We start from the raw sequence: 24,152 nt of genomic DNA, 5'->3' as shown, positions 1-24,152 counted from the left end.
CCGCCGGCCTTCGGCCGTGCTGTCCTGCGTCAGCAGCCCGGCCTGGCCCGTAGGGTACGGGCGATCGGGCCGGGTTGGGCAACTCTGGCACACAATGCTCGATGATCACTTCGGGGCCGGTGAACGGGGCTGCCCGATTGGGACTGATACCGGGCGGTATCTGCCCCGACCCGCTCCGGGCCAGGGCAGATGTTCATCAGTTCTTGACGTCGGATGACCGCTCAGAAGTTCCCGGTGAGTAGGACTAGCGCACCGGCGGCGGCCCCTCGATCGGCCGTCCGGCCACCCCGGGCCAGCGCTGCCAGGGGTGCGGCCCGTCAGCCGGGCGGTACTCGACGCCGAGCGCGTCCAACACCTTCAGGTGGGCCGTCAACCGCTGCTCGAAACCGGCGTAGTCCCGCTCGGTCGGCTCGGCGGGCAGTTCGGACCAGGCGACCTCGGCGAAGGCGACCAGCCGGGGGAAGGCCCGGTAGTCGATGTCCCTGGCGCTGTCCATGAACTCGCTCCACAGGTTGGCCTGGGTGCCGATCACGTGCCGGGCGGCGGCCTCGTCCAGCTGCGCGGGGACCGGCTCGAACCGGTAGACGTCCTCCAGCGTGCGCACGAAGCCGACCGGGATCGGCTCGTCCGGTCCGTCCGCCTGCCGGTGGTCGAAGTAGACGTGCTGCTCGGGGCACATCACCACGTCGTGGCCGGCCTTCGCGGCGGCGATCCCGCCGCCGAAGCCGCGCCAGGAGGAGACCGCGGCGCCGGGGGCGAGTCCGCCCTCCAGGATCTCGTCCCAGCCGATCAGCCGGCGGCCGCGCTCGGCCAGCCAGCGGTCGAAGTGCCGGATGAGGTGGCTCTGCAGCTCGTCCTCGTTGGCCAGGCCCAGCTCGCGGATCCGGGCCTGCGCGGCGGCGCTGTCCTTCCACTGCTCCTTGGGGCACTCGTCGCCGCCGAGATGGACGAACTCGGACGGGAAGAGCTCCAGGACCTCCTCCAGCACGCCCTCGAAGAAGCGCAGCGTCTCCTCGGAGGCGTTGAGCACGTTGTGGCTCACCCCCCAGTCGGTCCAGACCCCGAGCGCGGCGGTGTCCACCACGTCGGTGTTGCCCAGTTCGGGGTAGGCGGCGACGGCGGCCTGGGTGTGGCCGGGCAGGTCGATCTCCGGAACGACGGTGACCCCGCGGGCGGCCGCGTAGGCGACGATCTCGCGCAGGTCGTCCTGGGTGTAGTAGCCGCCGTGCGGGCGGTCGTCGCGGCGCTGCCCGGCCCGGTAACCGACCATCGAGCGGTCCCGCCAGGCACCGCGCTCGGTCAGCCTCGGGTAGCGCTTGATCTCGACCCGCCACCCCTGGTCGTCGGTCAGGTGCAGGTGCAGCACGTTCAGCTTGTGCGCGGCCAGCAGGTCGACGAAGCGCAGCACGTCCGACTTGGGCAGGAAGTGCCGGGCGACGTCGAGCAGCGCGCCGCGCCAGCCGAACCGGGGGGCGTCCTCGATGTCGGTGCCGGGCAGCACCCAGCCCTCGCGGCGCAGCGGCGACCGCCGGTAGGCGTCCGGTCCGAGCAGCTGCCGCAGGGTCTGCGCGCCCCACAGCGCGCCCGCCGGCCCGCCCGCGGCGAGCAGGGCGTGGCCGGGGCGCACCGTGAGCCGGTACGCCTCGGCGGCGAGCGTCGCGTCGTGGACCAGCTCGATGCCCGCGCCCCGCCGGCCCGGGCCGAGCGGCAGCCCGGTGGCGGCGGACAGGGCGGCCCGCAGCCAGCGCTCGGCGTCGGCCAGCGCGGGGGGTGCGGTCAGCGTCGTGGTGGCGTCGAGCGGATAGTCCTCGTCCGGGCGGCGGGCGGCACTCGAAGGTGCGGGAATGAGGTCCATCCCGACATCCTGCCCACGCCCGGAACGATTGGCATAGACCACCCAGGAAACCGGGTGCTATGCAAAACGGCGTCGCGCGGAGCGCCGCGGACTACTTGCCGTCACCGGCGCCGTCGCCGCCCTGCGGCTTGCCGATGCCGTCGTAGATCTCCTTGCACATCGGGCAGACCGGGTACTTCTTCGGGTCGCGCCCGGGCACCCACACCTTGCCGCAGAGCGCCACCACGGGAGACCCGGAGAGCGCGCTCTCCATGATCTTGTCCTTCTGGACGTAGTGCGCGAAGCGCTCGTGGTCGCCGTCCCCGTTGGACACCTGCGGGACGGGCTCGACCAGGGTTCCGGTGCCGAGGCCGCGCTCGGGCTCAAGAGTGCTCATGGGTGCCAAGTCTATGGGCGCCTCCGGAAACCCGGCCAGTGTCACCGCACCGGGCCGGTCGGCTCAGTTCATCGTCGGGTCGTCCGGGTAGGTCGCCAGCAGGGCGATCGGGCCCCGCTGGCGGCGCAGCACCGAGCGCCACAGCCGCTCCGGCTCGGGGCTGGAGACGTCCCCGGGCTCGCAGTCCACCAGGTACCAGGCGCCGCTCTCCAGCTCGGCCTCCAGCTGCCCCGGCGACCAGCCGGCGTACCCGGCGAAGATCCGCAGGCTGCCCAGTTCGCCGGCCATCACCTCGGGCGGCGCCTCCAGGTCCACCAGGCCGATCGCGCCGTGCACCCGGCGCCAGCCGAGCGGCTCGCCGGTGCCGGGCTCCCCCGGGGCCACCGCGAGGCCGAGCGCCGAGTCCAGCGCCACCGGGCCGCCCTGGAACACCACGGCGGGCTGTCCGACGAGTCTGTTCCAGCCGTCCAGCACGCTTCCCACCTCGACCGGTGTCGGCCGGTTGAGGACCACGCCGAGCGCCCCCTCGACGTCGTGGTCGAGGAGCAGCACCACCGCCCGCGCGAAGTTCGGGTCGGTGAGCAGGGGCGTCGCGACGAGCAGACTGCCGGTGTGGGACCGGCCTCCGTGCGAATGGGCCGCCGTCATGCCCACATGATCCCGCAGAACGGCACCGCTCGGACACCGCAACGCCCGGAAACCGGCCACCGCGACGAACACCCGTACGGCCGTACCGGGGGGCGGGCACGGGCCCGGAGAGAGCACCATCACGGGAGAGGCTCACGGGAACCAACGGCGCGCCTACTACCATCTACGTCTGGTGGACGCCCTTCACGGTGCCGACTCGGTTTCGCCGGGGGTCCGAACGTGCCCGTACGACGGTCCACCACCGGCTCTCTCCCGGAGCCCCTTCCCTGACTCCTCTGGCACCCCGGATTGCGAGAACGATGACCGACGACGTCCTGCTGGTCCATGGCGGAAACCCGCTCGAAGGCGAGATCCGCGTCCGCGGTGCGAAGAACCTGGTGCCCAAGGCCATGGTCGCCGCCCTCCTCGGGCAGGGCCCCAGCAGACTGCGCAACGTCCCGGACATCCGCGACGTCAAGGTGGTCCGCGGCCTGCTGCAGCTGCACGGTGTGACCGTGCGCACCGGTGACGAGGACGGCGAGCTGATCCTCGACCCCTCGCACGTCGAGAGCGCCAATGTCGCCGACATCGACGCGCACGCCGGCTCCTCGCGGATCCCGATCCTGTTCTGCGGCCCGCTGCTGCACCGCCTCGGCCACGCCTTCATCCCCGGCCTCGGCGGCTGCGACATCGGCGGCCGCCCCGTCGACTTCCACTTCGAGGTGCTGCGCCAGTTCGGCGCCACCATCGAGAAGCACCCGCAGGGCACCTACCTGGTCGCCTCGCAGCGGCTGCGCGGCACCAGGATCGAGCTGCCGTACCCCTCGGTCGGCGCGACCGAGCAGGTGCTGCTCACCGCCGTCCTCGCCGAGGGCGTCACCGAGTTGCGCAACGCGGCCATCGAGCCGGAGATCGTCGACCTGATCTGCGTGCTGCAGAAGATGGGTGCGATCATCACGCTGGGCACCGACCGGACGATCCTGATCACCGGTGTGGACGAGCTGAACGGCTACAACCACCGGGCGCTGCCGGACCGCCTGGAGGCGGCCTCCTGGGCCTGCGCGGCGCTGGCCACCAAGGGCGACATCTACGTCCGCGGCGCCCGCCAGCTGGAGATGATGACCTTCCTGAACACCTTCCGGAAGGTCGGCGGCACCTTCGAGGTGGACGACGAGGGCATCCGCTTCTGGCACCCGGGCGGCGAGCTCAAGGCCATCGCCCTGGAGACCGACGTGCACCCGGGCTTCCAGACCGACTGGCAGCAGCCGCTGGTGGTCGCGCTGACCCAGGCCACCGGCCTGTCGATCATCCACGAGACGGTGTACGAGTCGCGGCTCGGCTTCACCGGCGCGCTGAACCAGATGGGCGCGCACATCCAGCTCTACCGCGAGTGCCTGGGCGCCACCCCGTGCCGCTTCGGCGCCCGCAACTTCCTGCACTCCGCGGTCGTCTCCGGCCCGTCCAAGCTGATCGGCTCCGAGCTGGTCATCCCGGACCTGCGCGGCGGCTTCTCGTACCTGATCGCGGCGCTGGCGGCCGAGGGCACCTCGACCGTGCACGGCATCGACCTGATCAACCGCGGCTACGAGAACTTCATGGACAAGCTGCGGGACCTCGGCGCCCACGTCGAGCTGCCCAGCGAGCAGCTGGTCGAGGCCTGACGGTCCGGTCACGACAACGGCGAGAGGCCGGGCTCCCCAGCGGGGAGCCCGGCCTCTCGGGCGTTCAAGGGGTGGCTCAGGCAGCGCCCTTGGCGGCTTCCTTCAGCTTGGAGCCGGCGCTCACCTTGGCGCTGTAGCCCGCGGCGATCTGGATCGGCTCGCCGGTCTGCGGGTTGCGGGCGGTGCGGGCAGCGCGGTGGGTGCGCTCGAAGGTCAGGAAACCGGGGATGGTGACCTTCTCGTCGCCCTTGGCGACGACCTCGCCGACGATCTCGGCGAAGGCGGCCAGAACGGCGTCGGCGTCCTTGCGGGTCACCTCGGCGCGCTCGGACAGCGCGGCCACCAGCTCACTGCGGTTCATGTGTACTCCTGTGGTCTGTTCGCTTGCGGTGCGCGGGGGCCCATCGGTGCTCCCACCGGGGGGCACCCGGATGGGCCGCAGGTCCGCACACTGTGCTCATGCAGGCAATGCGTGGTCGCAGGCCGGGTCCGCACCCGATGCCGCGCGCCGGAGCCGTCGAAGGCCCGCCCGCCCGCCTGGATACGAATCCTGCCCCGACCGGCCCCGAGAAAGCCAATCGGGCCCCGGCCGAGCCACTCGAACATCGCCCGCCCGTTGGAGGTGTGACGCTCCGTCGGCTCCGGCGGACCGGGCGCGGGCGGCGGTCGGGAGGACACGCCGGAAGACCAGGGGGACGTTCCGTACTTGTCGGACACGCCTGCCCCGTGCAGGGCTACGGTACGCCCTACGACTGACAAGCCCAAACACGCCCCTCGCCCTTGTGTCGCAAGGGTTCGGGGCGAGCTGGGCGGGTATGCTCGCTATTCGTACATTTGAGCGATCTACGACACGTCGCCCGATCCGGCCGTCAGAGCTTGACGGTGGGGAACGCGGCGGTGTCGAGGGTGCCCACGATGCCGGGGGTCGGACGGGCCGGCGCCGGGGCCTCCTGGGCCCCCGCGAGGGCCGCCTCGCGCACCGCGGAGGCGACGGTCTTGGCCACGTCCTTGTGGAACACGCTCGGGATGATGTAGTTGGCGTTCAGCTCGTCGTCGGCCACGGTGGTGGCCAGCGCCCGGGCGGCGGCGATCATCATCTCAGTGTTGACGGTGCGGCTCTGGGCGTCCAGCAGGCCGCGGAAGACACCCGGGAAGACCAGCACGTTGTTGATCTGGTTCGGGAAGTCGCTGCGGCCGGTGGCGACCACCGCGGCGGTCTGCCGGGCGATGGCCGGGTCGACCTCAGGGTCCGGGTTGGCCAGCGCGAAGATGATCGCGTCCTCGGCCATGGTGGCCAGGTCGTCGCCGTCCAGGACGTTCGGGGCCGAGACGCCGATGAAGACGTCGGCGCCCGCCACGGCCTCCTTGAGGGTGCCGGTGCGGCCCGAGCGGTTGGTGTGCTCGGCGATCCAGCGCAGGCTCTCGGTGAGGTCCTCGCGGCCCAGGTGGACCACGCCCTGCACGTCCGCCACGGTGGCGTGCTCGACACCGGCCGCCATCAGCAGCTTGAGGATCGCGGTGCCGGCGGCACCGGCGCCGGACATCACCACGCGGATGTCGCCGATCTCCTTGCCGACCACCTTCAGCGCGTTGGTGAGGGCGGCCAGCACCACGATCGCGGTGCCGTGCTGGTCGTCGTGGAAGACCGGGATGTCCAGGGCCTCGCGCAGCCGGGCCTCGATCTCGAAGCAGCGCGGCGCGGAGATGTCCTCCAGGTTGATCCCCGCGAAGCCCGGGGCGATCGCCTTGACGATGGCGACGATCTCGTCGGTGTCCTGGGTGTCCAGGCAGATCGGCCAGGCGTCGATCCCGGCGAAGCGCTTGAACAGGGCCGCCTTGCCCTCCATGACCGGCAGCGCGGCCTCCGGGCCGATGTTGCCCAGGCCCAGCACCGCCGAGCCGTCGGTGACCACGGCGACGCTGTTGCGCTTGATGGTCAGGCGGCGGGCGTCCTCGGGGTTCTCCGCGATCGCCATGCAGACGCGGGCGACACCCGGGGTGTAGATCATGCTGAGGTCGTCACGGTTGCGGATCGGCAGCTTGGAGGACATCTCGATCTTGCCGCCGAGGTGCATCAGGAAGGTGCGGTCCGAGACCTTGCCGATCGACACGCCGTCGATCGCGCGCAGCTTCTCGACGATCTCCTCGCCGTGCGCGACCGAGGAGGCCGCCACCGTGACGTCGATCCGCAGCGCCTCCAGGCCGGAGGCGGTGACGTCGAGACCGGTCACCGAACCGCCGGAGGACTCCACGGCCGTGGTGATCGCACTGACGGCGTTGCCCCGGGCCGGGACCTCCAGCCGTACCGTGATCGAGTTGGAGACACTGGGCACCGTCGCCATCGACGCTTCCTTCTTCCGTCTGTCCCGCAGGCTCAACATTTTGTTGAAGGCATCGCCTACGCATGCTAGACCTCGATCGTCGCACCTTCCTGGGGGAAGCCAGAAATAACGTTCATTGAGTGTGCGGATCCGACAATCCCATCCGCGGCCCTCGGTCTCCCGCCGCTCACTCCTTGCCTCTCCCGGCCGATGCGTTACATTGGACAGGCACCGGCTCGATCCAAGCCCCCGGGCCCAACCTTCGTCCCTTCGAGGGACCACTTGCCGCGAGGCGAGCATGGCGGGTCGGTGTACTAAACGTCTGAAGGCCCCTCACCATCCGGTGGGGGGCCTTCTTCCGTGGACCTCGGGAACCGTCAGCCGTGCAGCAGCGCGGGCACGCCGGCCGCGTCCGGCAGGTCGTCCGGTCCTGAGAGCACGGTCAGCCGCTGGGTCGCGCGGGTCAGCGCCACGTACAGCACCCGCAGGCCGGCCTCCGACTCGCCGGCGATGCCGGTCGGGTCGGCCACCACCGTCGCGTCGTACTCCAGACCCTTGGCCTCCAGGCTGCCCAGCGCCACCACGCGCTCGCCCAGGCCCTCGGCCCAGCCGGCCGCCTCCTCCCGGCGGTCCATCGGCACCACGATCGCCACGGTGCCGTCCACCTCGGCTAGCAGCCGCTCCAGCTCGGCCCTGGCGGCCTTGCCGAAGGCCTCCGGCGAGGGGTCGGTGGTGGCCGCGAAGCGCGGCTCCACACCGACGTGGCGCACCGCGCTCGGCGACGGGGTGCCCGGCGCGGCCAGCGCCAGCACCTTCGCCGCGACCTCGGCGATCTCGGCCGGGTTGCGGTAGTTCACGGTCAGCGTGAAACGGCGGCGCGGCTTGCCGGAGAGGACCTCGTCCAGCGCGGCCTGGGCCTCCTGCGGGAACGGCCAGGAGGACTGCGCCGGGTCACCGACGATCGTCCAGGTGGCCATCCGGGAGCGGCGGCCGATCATCCGCCACTGCATCGGGGTGAGGTCCTGCGCCTCGTCCACGATGACGTGCGCGTACTCCCTGCGCTCGACCGGCTGGCGGTCCCGCTGGCGGGCGCTGCGGTCGGCGAAGGTGGTGACCTCCTCCAGCCCGCTCAGCAGGTCCACCGCGTCCACCTCGCGGACCTTCGGCCGGGCCGGCTCGCCGAGCAGCACCTGGAGCTCGTCGACCAGCGCGACGTCGTGCGCGGACAGCGCGCCCTCGCCCTGCGAGGACAGGTGGCGCCAGGAGGCGGCCAGCAGCCTGGCCTCGTCCGGGGTGACGGCGCGGCGGGCGATCCGGTTGATGTGCCGGTGCTGGCGCAGCGTGCCGAGCACCCCGCGCGGGGTCAGCGCCGGCCACCAGGCGTCCAGGAAGTCCAGGAACGACGCCTCGTCCGAGACGTACTCGTCGAAGGACTCCTTCTCCTCCTGGCGCTGCTCCCGGGCGTAGTGGTCGGTGGGCCTCGGCAGGTCCCGGGTGGCCTGCTGCCACAGGGCGTCCAGCAGCAGCCTGCGGGCGCGCGGGCGCAGCAGGTTCAGCGGGGTGCCGCCGGAGCCCACCACGTTGCCGCGCACGGCCTTCAGTCGGGAGGCGTCCAGCTTCAGCACCTCGCCGCGGGCGACGACCTTCAGCTCCTGCGGCGCGCCCAGCTCCAGCGCCGCGCGGGCGGCGCGGCGCAGCAGGTGCACCATCCGGGCCGAGCCCTTGACCCGGGCCGCCTCGGGGGTGTCGTAGGTGCCCGCCTCGATGCCGTCCACCAGCGAGCCGATCGCCCGGATGGCGACCTGGCCCTCCTCACCCAGCGAGGGCAGCACGCCCTCGGTGTAGGACACCAGCAGCGGGGTCGGCGAGACCACCAGGATGCCCCCGGCGTAGCGGCGGCGGTCCTGGTAGAGCAGGTAGGCGGCGCGGTGCAGGGCGACGGCGGTCTTGCCGGTGCCGGGGCCGCCGGTGACCAGGGTGGCGCCCGCGGCGGCGGCGCGGATCACCTCGTCCTGCTCCCGCTGGATGGAGGAGACGATGTCGCGCATCGAGTGGCTGCGGGCGCGGCCCAGCGAGGCCATCAGCGCGCCGTCGCCGACCACGGCCAGCTCCTCGCCGTCCAGGGTCGGGGTGAGGTCGGGGCGCAGCAGGTCGTCCTCGACGCCGATCACCTTGCGGCCCTTGGAGCGGATCACCCGGCGGCGGATCACCCGGCCGGGCTCGACGGGGGTGGCGCGGTAGAACGGGGCGGCGGCGGGCGCGCGCCAGTCGATCACCAGCGGACCGTACTCGGCGTCCAGCACACCGAGGCGGCCGATGTGGAGGGTCTCGGCGACGGCCGGGTCGGCCGGGTCGAGCGGGGTGTTCGACGGGATGCCGTGCTCCTCCGGAGCGTCGGCCCGCTGGAGGTCGATCCGGCCGAACAGGAAGTCCTCGAACTCGCTGTTCAGGCGCTGGAGGTGGGCGCCGGCCCGGTAGACCTGGGCGTCGCGTTCGGCGAGCGCGCCGGGGGTGCCGACCTGGACCCGCTTGGCGGCGTCCTCCAGGATGTACTCGGCCTCGGCGAGCTTCTCCTCCAACCGGTGGTAGACGGTGTCGAGGTGCTGCTGCTCACCGGCGATCTCGCGCGTGCGGACGGTCTCGTGATCGGCCGTGGGGGTGGTGTCCTTGTTGCTCTGCATGGCCTCGGTGGTTGCGGCGGAATCCGGCTCCGGAAAACGAGCGGACGGATGATCCTACGCCGCGACCCCCCGGCCGCGCTGCTCCGGAACGTACAAAAGTCGAAGGCCGCCCTCCGCTGGAGCGGAGAACGGCCTTCGGTGTGAACATGGGGTGGTGGAGATGCCGGGAATCGAACCCGGGTCCAGTGGAGTTAATTCAGGGCTTCTCCGAGCGCAGTCCGCTGTGCTTTTCTCGGCCCTGGCGGTCACACGGACAAGCCGCCAACAGGCCCAGCTGCTGTTTGATTTCCCATCCGCCCTCGCAGCCCGGGCGGACGGTTGAGTTCCCTAGATTATGCCAGGGTCCGGGTCGGGAACCCCCCGGTCTGACACCCAAGCGCTATCGGTGCTTATTAGGCAGCGAGAGCGAACTGCTGGGAATCGCGCTTAGTGTTGGCGATTATTTTTTTGCGACACGTGGTTAACGAGATCATTGCCGCGTTCCTCGGCTCGCTTCCCCTGTTTCAACATCCCCTGTCGAAACCGATCATCCCCATGTTTTGTTGAGAAACAGCTCGGACGGTCATCGTCCGTGTTGCTTGCGCCATAGTACGCGAGGCGACGGGCGAGGGTCCAGCGGATTAACCCTGGCGCCGGCGAGCCGCCGCCACCGCGCGGGCCGTCTCACGGGTGTCCTGCTTCTCGCGCAGCGTCTGGCGCTTGTCGTAGAGCTTCTTGCCGACCGCGAGCGCCAGTTCGAGCTTCACCCGGCCGTCCTTGAAGTACAGCGAGAGCGGGACCAGGGTGTGACCCGCGTCGCGGACCTTGGTCTCGATCTTGCGGATCTCCAGCTTGTGCAGCAGCAGCTTGCGCTTGCGCCGGGCCGCGTGGTTGGTCCACGTCCCCTGGGTGTACTCGGGGATGAAGACGTTGTCGATCCACGCCTCGTGGTTCTGGATGTAGGCGTAGCCGTCGACCAGGTTGGCCCGCCCCTCACGCAGTGACTTGACCTCGGTGCCGGTGAGTACGAGGCCGCACTCGTAGGTGTCGAGGATCGTGTACTCGTGTCGCGCCTTCTTGTTCTGCGCGATCAGCTTCTGTCCGGTTTCCTTTGCCATAGCGCGGCCATTCTCGCACTTCGGCGCCGGATCGGGCAGCTGGTTTAGGCCCGGGTGCCGGGCTTCAGGCGCGGGTGCCGAGCCCCGAGAGGACCCGCAGGGCGAGGGCGTCGGCCTCCTCGCCCGATCCCGCCGGGACGTCGGGGGTGAGTCCGGTGCCGTCCAGGGAGCGGCCGGCCGGGGTGTAGTAGCGGCCGACGGTCAGTTCCAGCACGGCGCCGTCGGCGAGCCGGCTGGGCTGCTGGACGGTGCCCTTGCCGAAGGTCCGCGAGCCCACCACCACGGCGCGGCTGCGGTCCTGGAGGGCGCCGGCCAGCAGTTCGGCGGCGCTCATCGTGCCGCCGTCCACCAGCAGCACCAGCGGGGTGCGCTGGTCGCCGCCGGGCGGGGCGGTCAACTCCCTTGTCCCGCCGCGCTCCTGGTACGAGCCGACCGCTCCGCCGTCCAGGAAGATCCCGGCGGTCTCGGCCGCCTCGTCGACCAACCCGCCGGAGTTGCCGCGCAGATCGAGCACCACGCCGGTGTGCGGGGCGCGCAGGGCGGCGCGCACCTGGTCGGCCACGCCACTGGTGAAGGCGCGTACGGTCACCCGCAGCACGCCCTTGCCCAGCTGCTCCGCGGCGACCTGTCGGCTGTCCAGCAGTACGCGCCGCAACCGCAGTTCGCGTTCCTGCCCCTCGCCGCGCCGGACGGCCAGGGTGACCTCGGAGCCCGCCCGGCGTTCCTCGCCCTGGCCACGCAGCCGCGCGACCACCTCGGTGACCGGCAGGTGGTCGGCCTGGTCCCGGCCGATCCGCACGAGCCGGTCGCCGGGGGTGATCCCGGCCGCGGCGGCCGGGCCGTCCGGCGCGACCTGGGAGACCTCGGTGACGCCGTCCTGGCCGCGGCCGACCGAGAGGCCGACGCCCGGGTACCGGCCGTCCAAGCCCTGGCTGAACTCCGCGTACTCCTGGGCGCTGTAGTACGCGCCCCAGCGGTCGCCGCCGGCCGCCAGCAGGTGCTCGGCCTGCTGCTCGGACAGGGCGGCGCCGGCCGGGTCCGCCGGGAGCCCGCCGCCTGCCCGGACGGTGTCGGCGGAGGGGCGGTGCGGCGGGTCGCCCGGGTCGCTCCAGGCCCCGGTGGCCGCGCCGGCCAGCAGCACGGCGCCGAACACCAGGCTGAGCGCGGCCACCTGGCGGGCCCTGCGCGGAGTTTGCTGCATGGCACCGGAGTGTAGACACCGCTCCGCGCGGGACGAACCGGAACGACGGCCCCCGGAACGCCGACGGCCCCGGACGGCGCAGTGCCGTCCGGGGCCGTCGAGGCGGTCCGGGAATCAGACCTTGAGGTACTTGCGCAGCGTGAAGAACGCCGCGACACCGGCCATGCCCATACCCACCACGATCAGCAGCGGTATCACCGCGAGCACCGAGCCGAGCCCGATGAAGTGGATGAACTGCACCCGGTCGGCCAGCCAGTTCTGGACGAAGAAGTGCCCGCCGATCAGCAGTCCGGAGGCCATCACCGCGCCGAGCAGCGCCGAGAAGGCCGCCTCGGCGATGAACGGCATCTGGACGTAGAAGTTCGAGGCACCGACCAGGCGCATGATCCCGGTCTCGCGCCGTCGGCTGTACGCCGACACCCGGACGGTGTTGACGATCAGCAGCAGGGCGACGAACAGCATCAGCACCATGATCACGAACGCCGCCGTCTGGAGGCCGTTCAGCAGGCCGAAGAGGTTCTCCAGGATCTTCCGCTGGTCCTCGACCGACTTGACGCCGGGCTTGCCGGCGAAGGCGCTCTGGATCACGTCGTACTTGGTCGGGTCGTTGAGCTTGACCCGCCAGGACTGCGGCATGGCGTCCGGGCCCAGGACGGAGATGAGCGGGTTGTCCGGGTTCATCTCCTTCCAGTGCTTGTACGCCTCGGCCGAGCTCTCGTAGGTCGAGGACTGGACCACCGAGGTCATCTTGTCCAGCTGGTCCTTGATGTCCTGGACCTGCTGGTCGGTGGCCGCGCCCTTGTCGCACTGGGGCGAGTTCCGGGCGTCCGCCTTGGTGCAGAAGTAGATGCTCACCTCGACCTTGTCGTACCAGTACCCCTTCATGGAGTTCACCTGGTCGCGGACCAGGAGCGAGGAACCGGCGAGGGCGAGGGAGAGCGCGACACTGACCACGACCGCGATGGTCATGGTCAGGTTGCGTCGGAGACCCACACCGATCTCCGACAGGACGAACTGGGCACGCATGCGGAAACAACTCCAGGGTCGGTACTGCTCTGGTCTGGCGGGCCGGGCCGACGGCCCTACGGGTCAGCGCCGGTCGGTCAGTGCTGGTACCCGTAGACGCCGCGGGCCTGGTCGCGGACGAGCAGCCCCTTGTCGAGCTCGATGACGCGCTTGCGCATCTGGTCGACGATGGCCTGGTCGTGGGTGGCCATCAGCACCGTGGTGCCGGTGCGGTTGATGCGGTCGAGCAGCTTCATGATGCCGACCGAGTTCTGCGGGTCGAGGTTGCCCGTGGGCTCGTCCGCGATGAGCAGCATCGGGCGGTTCACGAACGCGCGGGCGATCGCCACGCGCTGCTGCTCACCACCGGAGAGCTCGCCCGGCATGCGGTCCTCCTTGCCGCCGAGGCCGACCAGCTCCAGCACCTCGGGCACCACCTTGTTGATGGCGCTCTTGGGCTTGCCGATCACCTCGAGGGCGAAGGCGACGTTCTGCGCGACCGTCTTGTTCGGCAGCAGACGGAAGTCCTGGAAGACGGTGCCCAGCTGGCGGCGCATGTGCGGCACCTTCCAGTTGGACAGCTTGCCGAGGTCCTTGCCCAGGACGTGCACCGCACCGGTGCTGGGGCGCTCCTCGCGCAGGCACAGGCGCAGGAAGGTGGACTTCCCCGAGCCGGACGAGCCGACCAGGAAGACGAACTCACCCTTCTCGATCTCCAGCGAGACGTTGTCCAGGGCGGGACGGTTCTGCTTGGGATAGGTCTTGGAGACGTTGTCGAATCTGATCACGGCTGCATCACGGAGGCCATCCTAGGCGGCGCCAGTCCTCGGTCGGTCCGCCCCGGAGGCCCGGCCCGGGGGCGGGCGAAAGGAGCGCAGAGGGCCGCTCCCGGACTCGGACCATACGCGAATCGGCGACCGGCCCGCAGGGACCGCCCGTGACAACGACCGGCCATGGGGGAGAATGTCCGCTTATGCCCCGAATATCGGGGGGCATCTCACAGCCCGGGAGCCGGAACCGCCGGAACCTGGCAGAGTGGAGGGAGCGGCCGTGTCACGGCCGCTCCCCCGTACAGGGCAGCGCATGGAACCAAAGCCCCGTCCGGTGCGTTGGCAATAGCAGCGAGGAGGAGATCGCATGACCTGCGACCATCTGGTGTGCGCCAACTGCAACGGCCGCGTCAGCGACGGGCGTTGCCCGGTGTGCCGGGCCAACCGGGCCCGGATTCAGGAGCAGCAGAGCCCGTTCGCCGCGCTCTCCCCCGCGACGCTGCTGGCCCTGCTGGCAGGCCTGCTCGCGGTGGCGCTGATCGCCCGGCAGGCACTGGCCTGACCCTTCCGGACACACGGGAAGGCCCCCGACCGCTGCGGTCGGGGGCCTTCTGCGTCGTGCGGTGACTACGCGGTGACTACTCGGCGCCGGTCTCGCGCTGCTTGCGCCGGCGGATGCCGGCCTCGATGCCGTGCTTGATCTTCATCGAGGCCGCAGTCCTCACGCCTCGCTCGAGGTCTCGCGCTGCTTCCTCCAGCGGATGCCGGCCTCGATGAACCCGTCGATGTCGCCGTCCAGCACGGCCTGCGGGTTGCCGGCCTCGAACGCGGTGCGGACGTCCTTCACCATCTGGTACGGGTGCAGCACGTAGGAGCGCATCTGGTTGCCCCAGGAGCTTCCGCTGTCCTTGAGCGCGTCCATCGCCGCCTTCTCCTCCTGGCGGCGCCGCTCGAGCAGCTTGGCCTGGAGGACGTTCATCGCGGACGCCTTGTTCTGGATCTGCGAGCGCTCGTTCTGGCAGGAGACCACGATGCCGGTCGGGAGGTGGGTGATGCGCACCGCCGAGTCGGTGGTGTTGACGCCCTGGCCGCCGGGGCCGGAGGCGCGGTAGACGTCCACCCGCAGCTCGCCCTCGTCGATGTCGACGTGGTCGGACTGCTCGACGACCGGGAGGACCTCGACGCCGGCGAAGGAGGTCTGCCGGCGGCCCTGGTTGTCGAACGGGGAGATCCGCACCAGGCGGTGGGTGCCCTGCTCGACCGAGAGGGTGCCGTAGGCGTACGGCGCCTTCACGGTGAAGGTCGCGGACTTGATGCCGGCCTCTTCGGCGTACGAGGTGTCGTACACCTCGGTGGGGTACCCGTGCCGCTCGGCCCAGCGCAGGTACATGCGCATGAGCTGCTCGGCGAAGTCGGCGGCGTCCACGCCACCGGCCTCGGCCCGGATGTTGATCAGCGCCTCGCGGGCGTCGTACTCGCCGGACAGGAGGGTGCGGACCTCCAGCTCCTCGACCGCCTTCTGGAGGGCGACGAGCTCGACCTCGGCCTCGGCACGGGTGTCCGCGTCGTCCTCGGCCTCGGCGAGCTCGAACAGCACGCCCAGGTCGTCGATGCGGCCGCGCAGGCCCTCGACCCGGCGCAGTTCACCCTGGAGGAAGGAGAGCCGGCTGGTCACCTTCTGCGCGTTCGCGACGTCGTCCCACAGGGTGGGGGCGGCTGCCTCCTCCTCCAGGACCGCGATGTCGGCCCGGATCTTGTCCAGGTCGAGGACGGCCTCGATCGACCCCATGGTCGTATCGAGGTTCTTGAGCTCTTCGGAAGGATCGACGGCTGCCACGCCCCCAGGGTAATGGTTCCGGGAGTGGTCATGACGACACCCCCGGTTTCCCCGGAGTCACGGGCGCGGTCACCGCCGTCGTACGGATGCGGCCGCGGGCTCGGTCACGGGCGCGGCTACGGCGCCCGCGGGGCCGTGCCCGACACCGCCGGACGGGTCGGGTGGCCGCCGTCCGGGACGGTGGCCGCGAAGGCCGTCCAGGCCGCGGCGGCGCCCGCCAGCAGCAGCACGGTGGCGATCAGCACGGCCAGCAGCCGGCGGCGGCGCAGCAGGGCCTGGCGGTCCCGGCGGTGGCCCGGGGCGACGCGCTGGGCGCGGGACTCGAGCGCGTACGCGGCCAGCTCGTCGGCGGACGGGCGGCGCAGGCTGGTGTGGGTGTCCCTGGTGGAGTCCGGGGCGGCGCCCGGCACCAGCGGGACGGCCGGGCCGCGGCGGCGCTTGTGGGTGCCGGGGCCGGCGTCGATCTCGGCGTAGACGGCCTCGCCGGGGCTCAGCTGCTCCTCGGCGGGGGCGCGGCCCTGGCCGGGCACGGCGAGCACCGGCAGGCCGGCCAGCGAGGGCAGCTGCTCGCGCAGCCGGGCGGCCAGCTCGGCGGCGCGCAGCCGGGACGCGGGGGCCTTGGCCAGGCACTCCGAGATGATCCGCCACAGCCCGTCCGGCAGGCCCGGGATCGGCGGGACCTGCTCGGTGACGTGCCGGCGCAGCACCGCGCCGGTGTGGCCGCCGCCGAACGGGGTGAAGCCGGCCAGCAGCTCGTACAGCACGGTGGCGAGGGCGTAGATGTCGACGGCGGCGCGCGGCTCCAGGCCCTCGATGATCTCGGGGGCGAGGTAGTCGGGGGTGCCGATGATCCGGGTGGCCCGGGTGCGGCGCGGGGCGTCGACCAGGCGGGCCACGCCGAAGTCGGTGAGCTTGGCGCGCGGGGCGCCGCCCGGTCCGGGGGCGGCGGCGAGGTCGAGCAGGACGTTCTCCGGCTTGACGTCGCGGTGGACGATGCCGGCGGCGTGCGCGGCGGCCAGGCCGTCGGCGACGTCGGCGATGATCGAGGCGGCGGTCTGCGGCGGCAGCGCGCCGTCCCGCTCCAGCCGGGACCGCAGGTCGGTGCCCTGGACGAGCTCCATCACCAGGGCGAGGTCGTTGCCGTCCACCACCATGTCGCGCACGCCGACCACCCGGGGGTGGTCGAGGCTGGTCAGCGCGGTGCGCTCCTGGACGAAGCGGCCGACCAGCACCTGGTCGGCGGCGAGGTCCTCGCGCAGCAGCTTGACCGCCACCGGGCCGTCGGGCCCCTCACCGAGCCAGACCGTCCCGGCCGAACCCCGGCCGATCACCTGGTGGACGGTGTACCGGCTGCCGATCTTGCGTGCCAATGCTGCTCCGTGGGCGGCGCGGGAGCGCTCCGGGGGTCCGGCGCGCTCGGTGGGGCGGGACAACAGCGACCAACCTACGCGTCCGGAGGCCCCGCGGGGGCCGCCCGGGGGGCCCTGAGCGGGAGTACCGGCCGAGAAATCTCCCGGATTGTCGACATAGCGTCAATATTGCCGTCCGGGCCGGGCCTGAGCCCGGATCGGCTCAGGGCCCGGTCCGGATCCGCGTTCGCGCCGTTCCGGACGGCGCTACTTGCCGAAGACGCTGTTCACCCAGTCACGCGCCGAGTCGAACCAGCCCACGACGTTGTCCCAGTACTGCGGCAGCGGCGTGAAGTTCCACAGCGCCACCCCGGCCACGGCCAGCACCAGCAGCACCATCAGGCAGCCCTTGAGGCAGCCGAGCCCCGGGATGTACATCCGGTTGCGGCTGCGCGGGCGCGGCTCGCGGGCCGGCGCGGGCTCGCGGCGGGCCGGTGCCGGCGGCTCCTCGCGGCGCTGCGGCGGGGCCTCCCGGTACTGCGGCGCGGGCGGCTCGGCCCGGCGCGGCACCGGGGTGGGCGCGGGCGGCGGCGGGTAGCCGCCCTGCGACTGCCCGTACCCGGCGGGGGCCTGCCGGTAGCCGCCGGGCGGCTGCGGACGGCCGGCCTGGCCGGGCCGGCCGCCGCCCTGGCCACGCTGACCGCCCTGCCCGGCCTGGTACGGCGGCGGGGCCACCGGCGGGCGCTGGGCGTAGCCGGGCGGGGGCGGGGACTGGCGGTAGCCGCCGGGCTGCTGCGGCCCGGGGCGTCCGCCCGGAGCGCCCTGGCCGGGGTGGCCGCCCTGGCCGGGGTGGCCGGGGTGACCGCCCTGCCCGGCCTGGTACGGCGGCGGGGCGACCTGCGGCTGCGGCAGGTCCTCGTAGTCCTCCGGACCGAAGTAGCCGACCTGGGTCTGCTGGTTGCGGTCCCGCGCCGCGCGCAGCTGGGTCTGCCACGGGTGCGGCGCCTCCTCCTGCGGCGGCGCCGCGGGCGGGGGCGGCGGCACGGCGGCGGGCGGCATCACCCGGGTACGGTCCGGGGCGCCCTGCGGGGGCGCCGGCGGCGGCTGGGTGCCCATCACCCGGGTCGCCGCGGCCGGGTCGTACTGCGGCGGGGTCGACGGCAGCACCTGGGTGTGATCCTCGGTGCCCGGGGCCGCCGGCGCGGCGGCCATGGCGCCCGGCAGCGTCGCGGGCGGCAGCGGCGATCCGGTGGAGGGGACGGCGGTGGGCTGCGGGTCCGGCAGCAGCAGGGCGCCGACCGCCAGCGCCTCGTCCACCGCCGCCGGGGAGGCGTGCACGCCGACGCCGGCCGCGACCACCCGCAGCGCGTGGGCCAGCGAGGTGGCGCCGGGCCGCTGGGCCGGGTCCTTGCGCAGGCAGCGCTCGATCACCGTCCAGAGCGGCTCGGGCATGGTGCTGGGCCGCTGCGGCTCCTGGGCCAGGTGCGCCTGGAGCACGGCGAGCGCGCTGTCGCCCTGGAACGGCTGGCGGCCGGTGACCAGCTCGTACAGCATGATCCCGGCGCCGTACACGTCCACCGCGGAGGTCTGCGGACGGCCCTCGGCGGACTCCGGCGCGACGTAGGCGGGGGTGCCGACGAACTCGTGGGTGCGGGTGACGCCCGGGGAGTCGGCGAGCCTGGCGATGCCGAAGTCGGTCAGCAGCGGGTGCATCCGCTCGGCGCCGTCCACCACGGTGGAGGCGAGCAGCACGTTGGCCGGCTTGAGGTCGCGGTGGACGATCCCGTCCGCATGGCTGGCCGCCAGCGCGTCCGCGACCTGGGCCATCAGCAGGGCGCCCGCGATCGGGCTGAACGGGCCGTTGGCGCGCAGGTAGCGGGCCAGGTCGGGGCCCTCCACCAGGTCCATCACCAGGGCCAGCAGCTCACCCTCGACGACCAGGTCGCGGACCCGCACGATGTTGGGGTGGGTCAGCCGCAGCAGCAGCGAGCGCTCGCGCAGGAAGCGCATCACCACGTCGGGGTCGGCGGCCAGCTCCTCGCGCAGCACCTTGATCGCGACCCGCTGCCCGGGCACGCAGCCCGGCACCTGGACGTCCTCGCGCACCACGCCGCGCCAGACGGTCCCGGTCGCACCCCGCCCGAGGGTCTCATCCAGCAGATATTTGCTGCCGACTGGCCGCACCTGTCGCACTCCTCGCCGTGCCGCCCGCGCGGGGCGCTCCTCCGCCGGTGCGGTGAGCCTGCCGGGCCCGTGTCTGCGGCCACTCTAACGGTGTCCGTTCGGGATTTCGGGGTGCTCGATAGGCCATCCGTACGGTCTGGGGAAGGGTTGGGGGAGATCCCCTAGGGAAGGCCCCGGGGCACTGCGCGCGGGGGCGGTCGACCTGACTCCCCGTCGCCCCTGTCACGGCGATGATCGCAAGATCGTCAAATCCGGTACGGTGCGCGGACCGTCGTCGACGGATGGCAGGATGGACACTCGCCACTCGTGTGGCCCAACGGTGCCCACGGCACCGGGCAGCGGTACCAGGCTTCACACCAGCAGAAGGGACCCGCGGGCGAGATGCAGATCCGGCTGACCGTCCTCCGACCGCGCAGCGGCCCGTCCGCCGCCGGCTCCGCCATCCCCTACGTGGACGTGCTGGTCACCGCGCCCGTCGGCACCGCACTCGGCGCCATCGCGGGCGCGCTCGCCGGCGCCGTGGGCGTGCGCGGGCCGCGGGCCGCCACCCACGTGCACCTGTACGCCGGGGCGCACCGGGTCGACGAGCACACCCTGCTCGGCCACCCCCCGCTGCTCGACGGCGCCGTCCTCAGCCTGAACGAGCCCGACCCGACCGCCGACGACCCCGACGACGCCCCCGCCGCCGCCGAGCTGCGCGTGGTCGGCGGCCCCGACGCCGGCGGCGTCCACCGGCTGCACGGCCGGGAGATCCGGGTCGGCCGCTCCACCGAAGCCGACGTCCCGCTCGACGACCCGGACGTCTCCCGGCTGCACCTCTCCCTGCACCTCGGCGAGGACGGCCGGATCTCCGTGCGCGACCTCGGCTCCACCAACGGCACCACCCTGGACGGCCGGCTCGTCCCGCCCGGCCCGCCCGAGGCCGCCGTCCCTCTGGACCCGTGCGCCGTGCTGCGGATCGGCGAGTCCACCCTCCAGGTGACCGCCCCCGACCCGGCCGAGGCCGCCGGAACCGTCCGCGCCGCCCTCCCCGACGGCCACGGCCACCTCCAGCTCGCCGCCGCCCCCGGCCCCGTCCGGCCCGCGCCGCCCGTGGTCGAGCCGCCCGCCGCCCCCGAACCGGCGCCCGGCCGCAGCCGCGGCCTGTTCTCCCTGCTGCCCGGCCGCGCCGCCGAGCCGCCCGCCCAGGAGAGCGCCGAACGCCACCACGCCGCGGTGCGGCTGCGCCAGACCGCCGCCCAGCGCGAACGCTGGCCCGACCTCGCCACCCTGCTGCTCAACGCCGTCGGCCCCGGCCCCCGGCTCTGGGAGCGCGGCCCCGGCCACCCCGACGCGCTCACCCTGCGCCTCGGCACCGCCGACCGCCCCGGCGGCCCCGGCACCACCCCCGGCACCATGCTCCCCGCCGTCCCCGTCACCCTCGACCTCCAGACCGCCGGCAGCCTCGGCCTCAGCGGCCCGCGCGAACGCCTGGACGCGCTCACCCGCGCCGTCGTCGCCCAGCTCGCCGCACTGCACCCACCGACCGGGCTCAGCCTCGTCGTGGTCGACGCCGACCCGGCCCGCACCGCCGAGGAACGCGCCGACACCTGGGCCTGGGCCCTGTGGCTGCCCCACCTGCGACCGGTCGACGGCCAGGACTGCCGACTGCTGATCGGCCTCGACGACGAGCAGGCCACCGCCCGGCTGACCGAACTCACCGCCCGGCTCAGCGGCCCCAGCGGCCTCGGCGGCCACCCCGCCACCGTGGTCGTGGTGGACGGCCGCCCGGCCGGCGAGGCCGCCCGACAGGCGCTCGACCTGCTGCTGCGCCAGGGCCCCGCGGTCGGCATCTTCCCGATCTGCCTCGCCGAACAGCCCGAACTGCTCCCCCGCGGCCTCGGCGCCACCGCCCTGATCACCGGCGAGGTCGGCACCCAGCTCTCGCTGAACCGCCCGGTCGCCCGCGGCCGGGAGACCCTGCACGAGGTCTCGCTGGACGCCGTCTCGGACGCCTGGGCCGAACGGCTGGCCCGGGTCCTCGCCCCGCTGCGCGAGGCCGCCCCGGCCGTCCGCGGCCCGCTGCCCGACGTCCTGCGGCTGCTCGACCTGCTCCAGCTCGACACCGTCACCCCGGCCAAGCTGTCCGCCCGCTGGGAGGCGCACGCCGGCGGCATCGGCGCCGCCACCGCCCTGCTCGGCACCACCCGGGACGAGCTCTGCACGCTCGACCTGGCCGACCCGGAACTCACCCTCCCCTCCCCCGACCCGGGCGGCCCGCACCTGCTGATCGGCGGCGCCCGCGGCTCCGGCAAGACCGAGCTGCTGCGCACCCTGGTCGCCTCGCTCGCCGTCTCCGAACGGCCCGAGCGGCTGGCCGTCACCATCATCGAGGGCCGGGCCGTCTCGGACGGCCAGGACGGACTGGACGGCTGCACCGAACTGCCGCACGTCACCGGCCGGGTCAACGCCGCCGCCGACCCGCGCGCCGCGCTGCTCGCGGCCGAGGCGCTGGAGGACGAACTCGCCCTGCGGGAGCGGCTGTTCGACGGACTGGACTTCGCCTCCTGGCATGCCGCGCGCATCCTGGACGAGCAGGGTCCGGACGAGCAGGAGGTGCCGGCCGTACCGGTGCCCGTCAGTGTGGGCGGCGGAGCGGCCACGACGCCCCGGGTCTTCCCGCCGCGCAGCGCCGAGCGCCCCCGCCCGACCGGCCCCGCGCCCGCACCCGCCCGGCTGGTCGTCGTGGTCGACGACTACGAGGCGCTGCTCTCCCCCACCTCCGCCGCCGGCCGCCCGCTCGCCCGCGCGCTGGCCGCCGTCGCCCGCCGGGGCGGGCCGCTCGGCGTCCACCTCGCCGTCGCCACCGGCCGCCCGGAGGACAGCGCCGGCACCGAGGTGGACGAGGCCGCGCTGCTCCGGATCGCCCTGCGCACCGACGACCCGGCCGACTCCGACCTGCTGATCCACCTCGGCGACGCGGCCGCCCTGCCCGAGGACACCCCCGGCCGCGGCTACCTCCGCCTGCCGGACGGCGGGGTCAGCGCCTTCCAGACCGCCAGGATCAGCGGCCGCATCCCGCGCACCGCCACCCTGCGGCCCACCGTCGTCGCCATAGACCCGCTGCAGCTCGGCGCCCCGCCGGCCCGCCGCCCGGTCCGCGAACTCGGCAACGGCCCCACCGACCTCGCCCTCCTCGCCAGCGCCCTCCAACGCGCCGCCGCCCGCTGACCCCCGGCCGCGCGGCGGTCTGCACCACGCCAAGGCCGAGGGCGGGCCCGCGCACAAGCACACGGGCCCGCCCACACCCTGGTTGCCCCACCCCTCCCAGGAACGCGGCCAAGCACCATTCACACCGGCTCCCGGCCCGTCGCTGCTTCGGCCCGGCCGAAGCAGCGACGAATTGCCCGGTACGCCTCTCTTCTCTGCGTGGGAAGTCGGCCAGGCCGACTTCCCACGCAGCCGGGGTCCGCATCCGAGAACACGGGCTGGCCGAACACTGGGCCCCTCCGGCCCGCCTTTCCGGTAACCGACGAGACGACGGTGGCCGGGGCCACCGGAGCAGAACCCGGGCCGCGTACTCCACTCCGCACCCCCTTTCGTCCTGTCGTCCCGTCGCCGCTTCGGCCTTGCCGAAGCGGCGACGAAGTTGCTCGACATGCCATCTGCTCAGGAAGTCGGACTGGCCGACTTCCTGAGCAGACCGTGGACGAGCTACGCCAAGGCCGAGACAGCCAGGCCGCCCGAAAGGGAGGTGGGCTGAAATGGCAGGAACAGGTTCGGTGACCGATCGATAAATGCGGGCGGGCTCGTGTGCAAGCACACGAGCCCGCCCGGAAAAGAGCTTGGGCGGCCCCGGCCACTCATGGCCGGGGCCCCCGAGCACAGACCCAACCGTCTGCTGCGCAGGAAGTCGGCGGGGCCGACTTCCTGCGCTCACGGGCGGGTTGCGCGGGTGCGGCAGTGGGAGAGGGCGTAGGTGATGCGGCGGTCGGAGGGGACGGTGGTGGCGAGGAGTTCGCTGGCGGTGACGAGGGTGGCCCAATAGAGGGCGGGGTCACCGGTACGGGGCAGGGGGCGGGCGGCGGCGAGGGAGAGGTAGGCGGTGGCGAGGTTGCCGGTGGTGAACCAGCGCTGGAGGCCGTGGCGGTGGCCGGGGCGGATGCCGCCCATGGCGTCCATGGCGACCAGGAAGTGTTCGACGACCGCGAGTTCGGTGTCGGTGAGGGACTTGGGAACGTCGAAGACGCCTAGAGCTTCCAGGAGTTCGCCGATGTCGTTCTCCGAGCTGGGGCAAGGGTCGGCGAGCAGGGCGTCGTAGCAGTCGGCCAGGCGACGGGTGATGTCGGTGTGGGGGATGTCGAGGGCGAGGCAGACGGCCCGGGCGACGGGCAGGGGGCGGTGGCCGAGTCGGGCGAGGAGGGCATACGTCGCGGCGGGGGTGGCGCCACGGGAGAGGGTGTGGCGGGCGAGGGTGGCGAGGTTCACGGCGATGGCCCTTCAGACGGCGGGGGCGATGAGGGCCCAGACGAACTTGCCGATGCCACAGGGGCGGGAGGCACAGCCCCAGCGTTCGGCGAGTTCGTCGACGAGGAACAGCCCGCGCCCGTGCTCGTCATCGGGGGCGGCGGCGCGGACGGAGGGGAGAGCGGTGCTGGCGTCGTGGACTTCGAGGCGGAGGCGGGAGCCGGTGAGGGCGAAGCGGATCTCGATGTGGCGGTCGTCAGGCGCGTCGGAGTGCTGGACGGCGTTGGCGAAGAGTTCGCACAGCAGCAGCTCGGCGGTGCCGCAGTAGCGGTCCCCGGAGGGCAGCCCGGAGAGGTAGGCCCGGAGCAAGTACCGGGCCAGGGGCGTCGATTCGGTCCGCGAGTCGAGGCGCGCGACGAACATGCGGGGACGGCGGGACGTGAGCATGAGGGAGCACCTCGAAGGGGAGCGAAGAGGGGCCAGTCGCACCACTGCTGGCGATCGGCCGATGGCGGGCAGTCAGCTGCACTCGGGGTTGGCAGGTTCGAACGAATCAGCGTGCCGCACAGGCACTTGTCGGGCCGCCTCTCCGACCCTTGAGCCGGTTCGCGCTTCGACATCGCCACTCCTCTGCGTCCCCGGAGGGCTTGATGGTGCCCTGGAAGGCCAGTCCATTGCGACGCCGCCCAGGCGCCTCTCCGGCGTCCTGACAAGACGTCATTTCGGTGTCATTCAGGGAGGG

At 72.9% G+C, this 24,152-nt stretch carries 18 protein-coding genes and 1 other RNA gene; 3 read left to right on the top strand and 16 right to left on the bottom strand.

Annotation, left to right across the window (positions count from 1 at the left end; all coding sequences use genetic code 11):
• Positions 1-244 precede the first annotated feature (244 nt).
• The 3 genes from ACIQ87_RS17395 to ACIQ87_RS17385 all read right to left on the bottom strand — a co-directional run bounded on the left by ACIQ87_RS17395 (position 245) and on the right by ACIQ87_RS17385 (position 2,879).
• Positions 245-1,855 carry a beta-N-acetylhexosaminidase gene (locus tag ACIQ87_RS17395; RefSeq protein WP_402407068.1) on the bottom strand — a complete coding sequence of 537 codons (1,611 nt, stop codon included), beginning with the start codon at positions 1,853-1,855 and terminating at the stop codon, positions 245-247.
• 91 nt (positions 1,856-1,946) lie between these two features.
• Complete coding sequence (locus tag ACIQ87_RS17390; protein ID WP_402407065.1) at positions 1,947-2,231, bottom strand: DUF3039 domain-containing protein; 285 nt, start codon at positions 2,229-2,231, stop codon at positions 1,947-1,949.
• A gap of 63 nt (positions 2,232-2,294) precedes the next feature.
• Positions 2,295-2,879, bottom strand: a complete 585-nt coding sequence (locus ACIQ87_RS17385; protein ID WP_402407062.1) for a YqgE/AlgH family protein — start codon at positions 2,877-2,879, stop codon at positions 2,295-2,297.
• Positions 2,880-3,178: 299 nt separating this feature from the next.
• Here ACIQ87_RS17385 and murA point away from each other — a divergent pair, with 299 nt between their 5' ends.
• Entirely contained in the window at positions 3,179-4,519 is a 1,341-nt protein-coding gene (gene murA / locus ACIQ87_RS17380) for a UDP-N-acetylglucosamine 1-carboxyvinyltransferase (protein WP_402407059.1), read from the top strand.
• A gap of 76 nt (positions 4,520-4,595) precedes the next feature.
• Here the strand turns inward: murA and ACIQ87_RS17375 are convergent, their stop codons facing one another.
• From ACIQ87_RS17375 to ftsE, 8 genes are all read right to left on the bottom strand, one after another.
• Positions 4,596-4,880, bottom strand: a complete 285-nt coding sequence (locus ACIQ87_RS17375) for an HU family DNA-binding protein (RefSeq protein ID WP_030242980.1) — start codon at positions 4,878-4,880, stop codon at positions 4,596-4,598.
• A gap of 508 nt (positions 4,881-5,388) precedes the next feature.
• The gene (locus ACIQ87_RS17370) at positions 5,389-6,861 is read right to left on the bottom strand and encodes an NAD-dependent malic enzyme (protein WP_402407057.1); all 1,473 of its coding nucleotides are present in this window, start codon (positions 6,859-6,861) and stop codon (positions 5,389-5,391) included.
• Between the two features lie 356 nt (positions 6,862-7,217).
• Positions 7,218-9,521, bottom strand: a complete 2,304-nt coding sequence (locus ACIQ87_RS17365; protein WP_402407055.1) for a HelD family protein — start codon at positions 9,519-9,521, stop codon at positions 7,218-7,220.
• A 152-nt stretch (positions 9,522-9,673) separates the two neighbouring features.
• Positions 9,674-10,055, bottom strand: a transfer-messenger RNA (tmRNA) gene (gene ssrA / locus ACIQ87_RS17360).
• An 86-nt stretch (positions 10,056-10,141) separates the two neighbouring features.
• A complete protein-coding gene (gene smpB, locus ACIQ87_RS17355) occupies positions 10,142-10,618 on the bottom strand; it encodes an SsrA-binding protein SmpB (protein ID WP_045695776.1) in 477 nt (158 codons plus the stop codon).
• 64 nt (positions 10,619-10,682) lie between these two features.
• Complete coding sequence (locus ACIQ87_RS17350) at positions 10,683-11,819, bottom strand: S41 family peptidase (RefSeq protein ID WP_402407053.1); 1,137 nt, start codon at positions 11,817-11,819, stop codon at positions 10,683-10,685.
• A gap of 114 nt (positions 11,820-11,933) precedes the next feature.
• Entirely contained in the window at positions 11,934-12,845 is a 912-nt protein-coding gene (gene ftsX, locus ACIQ87_RS17345; protein WP_396304070.1) for a permease-like cell division protein FtsX, read from the bottom strand.
• A 77-nt stretch (positions 12,846-12,922) separates the two neighbouring features.
• A complete protein-coding gene (ftsE, locus tag ACIQ87_RS17340) occupies positions 12,923-13,612 on the bottom strand; it encodes a cell division ATP-binding protein FtsE (RefSeq protein WP_030059730.1) in 690 nt (229 codons plus the stop codon).
• A gap of 349 nt (positions 13,613-13,961) precedes the next feature.
• Here ftsE and ACIQ87_RS17335 point away from each other — a divergent pair, with 349 nt between their 5' ends.
• The gene (locus tag ACIQ87_RS17335; RefSeq protein ID WP_402407050.1) at positions 13,962-14,156 is read left to right on the top strand and encodes a hypothetical protein; all 195 of its coding nucleotides are present in this window, start codon (positions 13,962-13,964) and stop codon (positions 14,154-14,156) included.
• Positions 14,157-14,315: 159 nt separating this feature from the next.
• Here ACIQ87_RS17335 and prfB read toward each other — a convergent pair whose 3' ends face one another.
• The 3 genes from prfB to ACIQ87_RS17320 all read right to left on the bottom strand — a co-directional run bounded on the left by prfB (position 14,316) and on the right by ACIQ87_RS17320 (position 18,964).
• Positions 14,316-15,431, bottom strand: a complete 1,116-nt coding sequence (gene prfB, locus ACIQ87_RS17330) for a peptide chain release factor 2 (protein WP_402407047.1) — start codon at positions 15,429-15,431, stop codon at positions 14,316-14,318.
• A 116-nt stretch (positions 15,432-15,547) separates the two neighbouring features.
• A complete protein-coding gene (locus ACIQ87_RS17325; protein WP_402407044.1) occupies positions 15,548-16,801 on the bottom strand; it encodes a serine/threonine-protein kinase in 1,254 nt (417 codons plus the stop codon).
• 246 nt (positions 16,802-17,047) lie between these two features.
• The gene (locus ACIQ87_RS17320) at positions 17,048-18,964 is read right to left on the bottom strand and encodes a protein kinase (protein WP_402407042.1); all 1,917 of its coding nucleotides are present in this window, start codon (positions 18,962-18,964) and stop codon (positions 17,048-17,050) included.
• A 306-nt stretch (positions 18,965-19,270) separates the two neighbouring features.
• Between ACIQ87_RS17320 and ACIQ87_RS17315 the strand changes: the two genes are divergently transcribed.
• Positions 19,271-22,174 carry an FtsK/SpoIIIE domain-containing protein gene (locus ACIQ87_RS17315; RefSeq protein WP_402407040.1) on the top strand — a complete coding sequence of 968 codons (2,904 nt, stop codon included), beginning with the start codon at positions 19,271-19,273 and terminating at the stop codon, positions 22,172-22,174.
• Between the two features lie 705 nt (positions 22,175-22,879).
• Here ACIQ87_RS17315 and ACIQ87_RS17310 read toward each other — a convergent pair.
• Positions 22,880-23,431, bottom strand: a complete 552-nt coding sequence (locus tag ACIQ87_RS17310) for a hypothetical protein (protein ID WP_402407037.1) — start codon at positions 23,429-23,431, stop codon at positions 22,880-22,882.
• A 12-nt stretch (positions 23,432-23,443) separates the two neighbouring features.
• The gene (locus ACIQ87_RS17305) at positions 23,444-23,857 is read right to left on the bottom strand and encodes an ATP-binding protein (RefSeq protein ID WP_402407035.1); all 414 of its coding nucleotides are present in this window, start codon (positions 23,855-23,857) and stop codon (positions 23,444-23,446) included.
• Positions 23,858-24,152: the final 295 nt, after the last annotated feature.

Origin of the sequence: Kitasatospora sp. NPDC096204 (assembly GCF_044763205.1) — a bacterium.
Classification (GTDB): Bacteria; Actinomycetota; Actinomycetes; order Streptomycetales; family Streptomycetaceae; genus Kitasatospora.
Note: the sequence above shows the minus strand (reverse complement) of the source record. Positions and strands in the feature narration are given on the sequence as shown.

Bases quoted from the DNA above. Each gene is read 5' to 3' on its own strand.
- ACIQ87_RS17350 (WP_402407053.1), bottom strand. From the start codon at position 11,819: ATGCAGCAAACTCCGCGCAGGGCCCGCCAGGTGGCCGCGCTCAGCCTG.
- ACIQ87_RS17335 (WP_402407050.1), top strand. From the start codon at position 13,962: ATGACCTGCGACCATCTGGTGTGCGCCAACTGCAACGGCCGCGTCAGC.
- ACIQ87_RS17395 (WP_402407068.1), bottom strand. From the start codon at position 1,855: ATGGACCTCATTCCCGCACCTTCGAGTGCCGCCCGCCGCCCGGACGAG.
- ACIQ87_RS17370 (WP_402407057.1), bottom strand. From the start codon at position 6,861: ATGGCGACGGTGCCCAGTGTCTCCAACTCGATCACGGTACGGCTGGAG.
- murA (WP_402407059.1), top strand. From the start codon at position 3,179: ATGACCGACGACGTCCTGCTGGTCCATGGCGGAAACCCGCTCGAAGGC.
- ACIQ87_RS17390 (WP_402407065.1), bottom strand. From the start codon at position 2,231: ATGAGCACTCTTGAGCCCGAGCGCGGCCTCGGCACCGGAACCCTGGTC.
- ACIQ87_RS17305 (WP_402407035.1), bottom strand. From the start codon at position 23,857: ATGCTCACGTCCCGCCGTCCCCGCATGTTCGTCGCGCGCCTCGACTCG.
- ACIQ87_RS17375 (WP_030242980.1), bottom strand. From the start codon at position 4,880: ATGAACCGCAGTGAGCTGGTGGCCGCGCTGTCCGAGCGCGCCGAGGTG.
- ftsX (WP_396304070.1), bottom strand. From the start codon at position 12,845: ATGCGTGCCCAGTTCGTCCTGTCGGAGATCGGTGTGGGTCTCCGACGC.
- ACIQ87_RS17385 (WP_402407062.1), bottom strand. From the start codon at position 2,879: ATGACGGCGGCCCATTCGCACGGAGGCCGGTCCCACACCGGCAGTCTG.
- smpB (WP_045695776.1), bottom strand. From the start codon at position 10,618: ATGGCAAAGGAAACCGGACAGAAGCTGATCGCGCAGAACAAGAAGGCG.
- ACIQ87_RS17365 (WP_402407055.1), bottom strand. From the start codon at position 9,521: ATGCAGAGCAACAAGGACACCACCCCCACGGCCGATCACGAGACCGTC.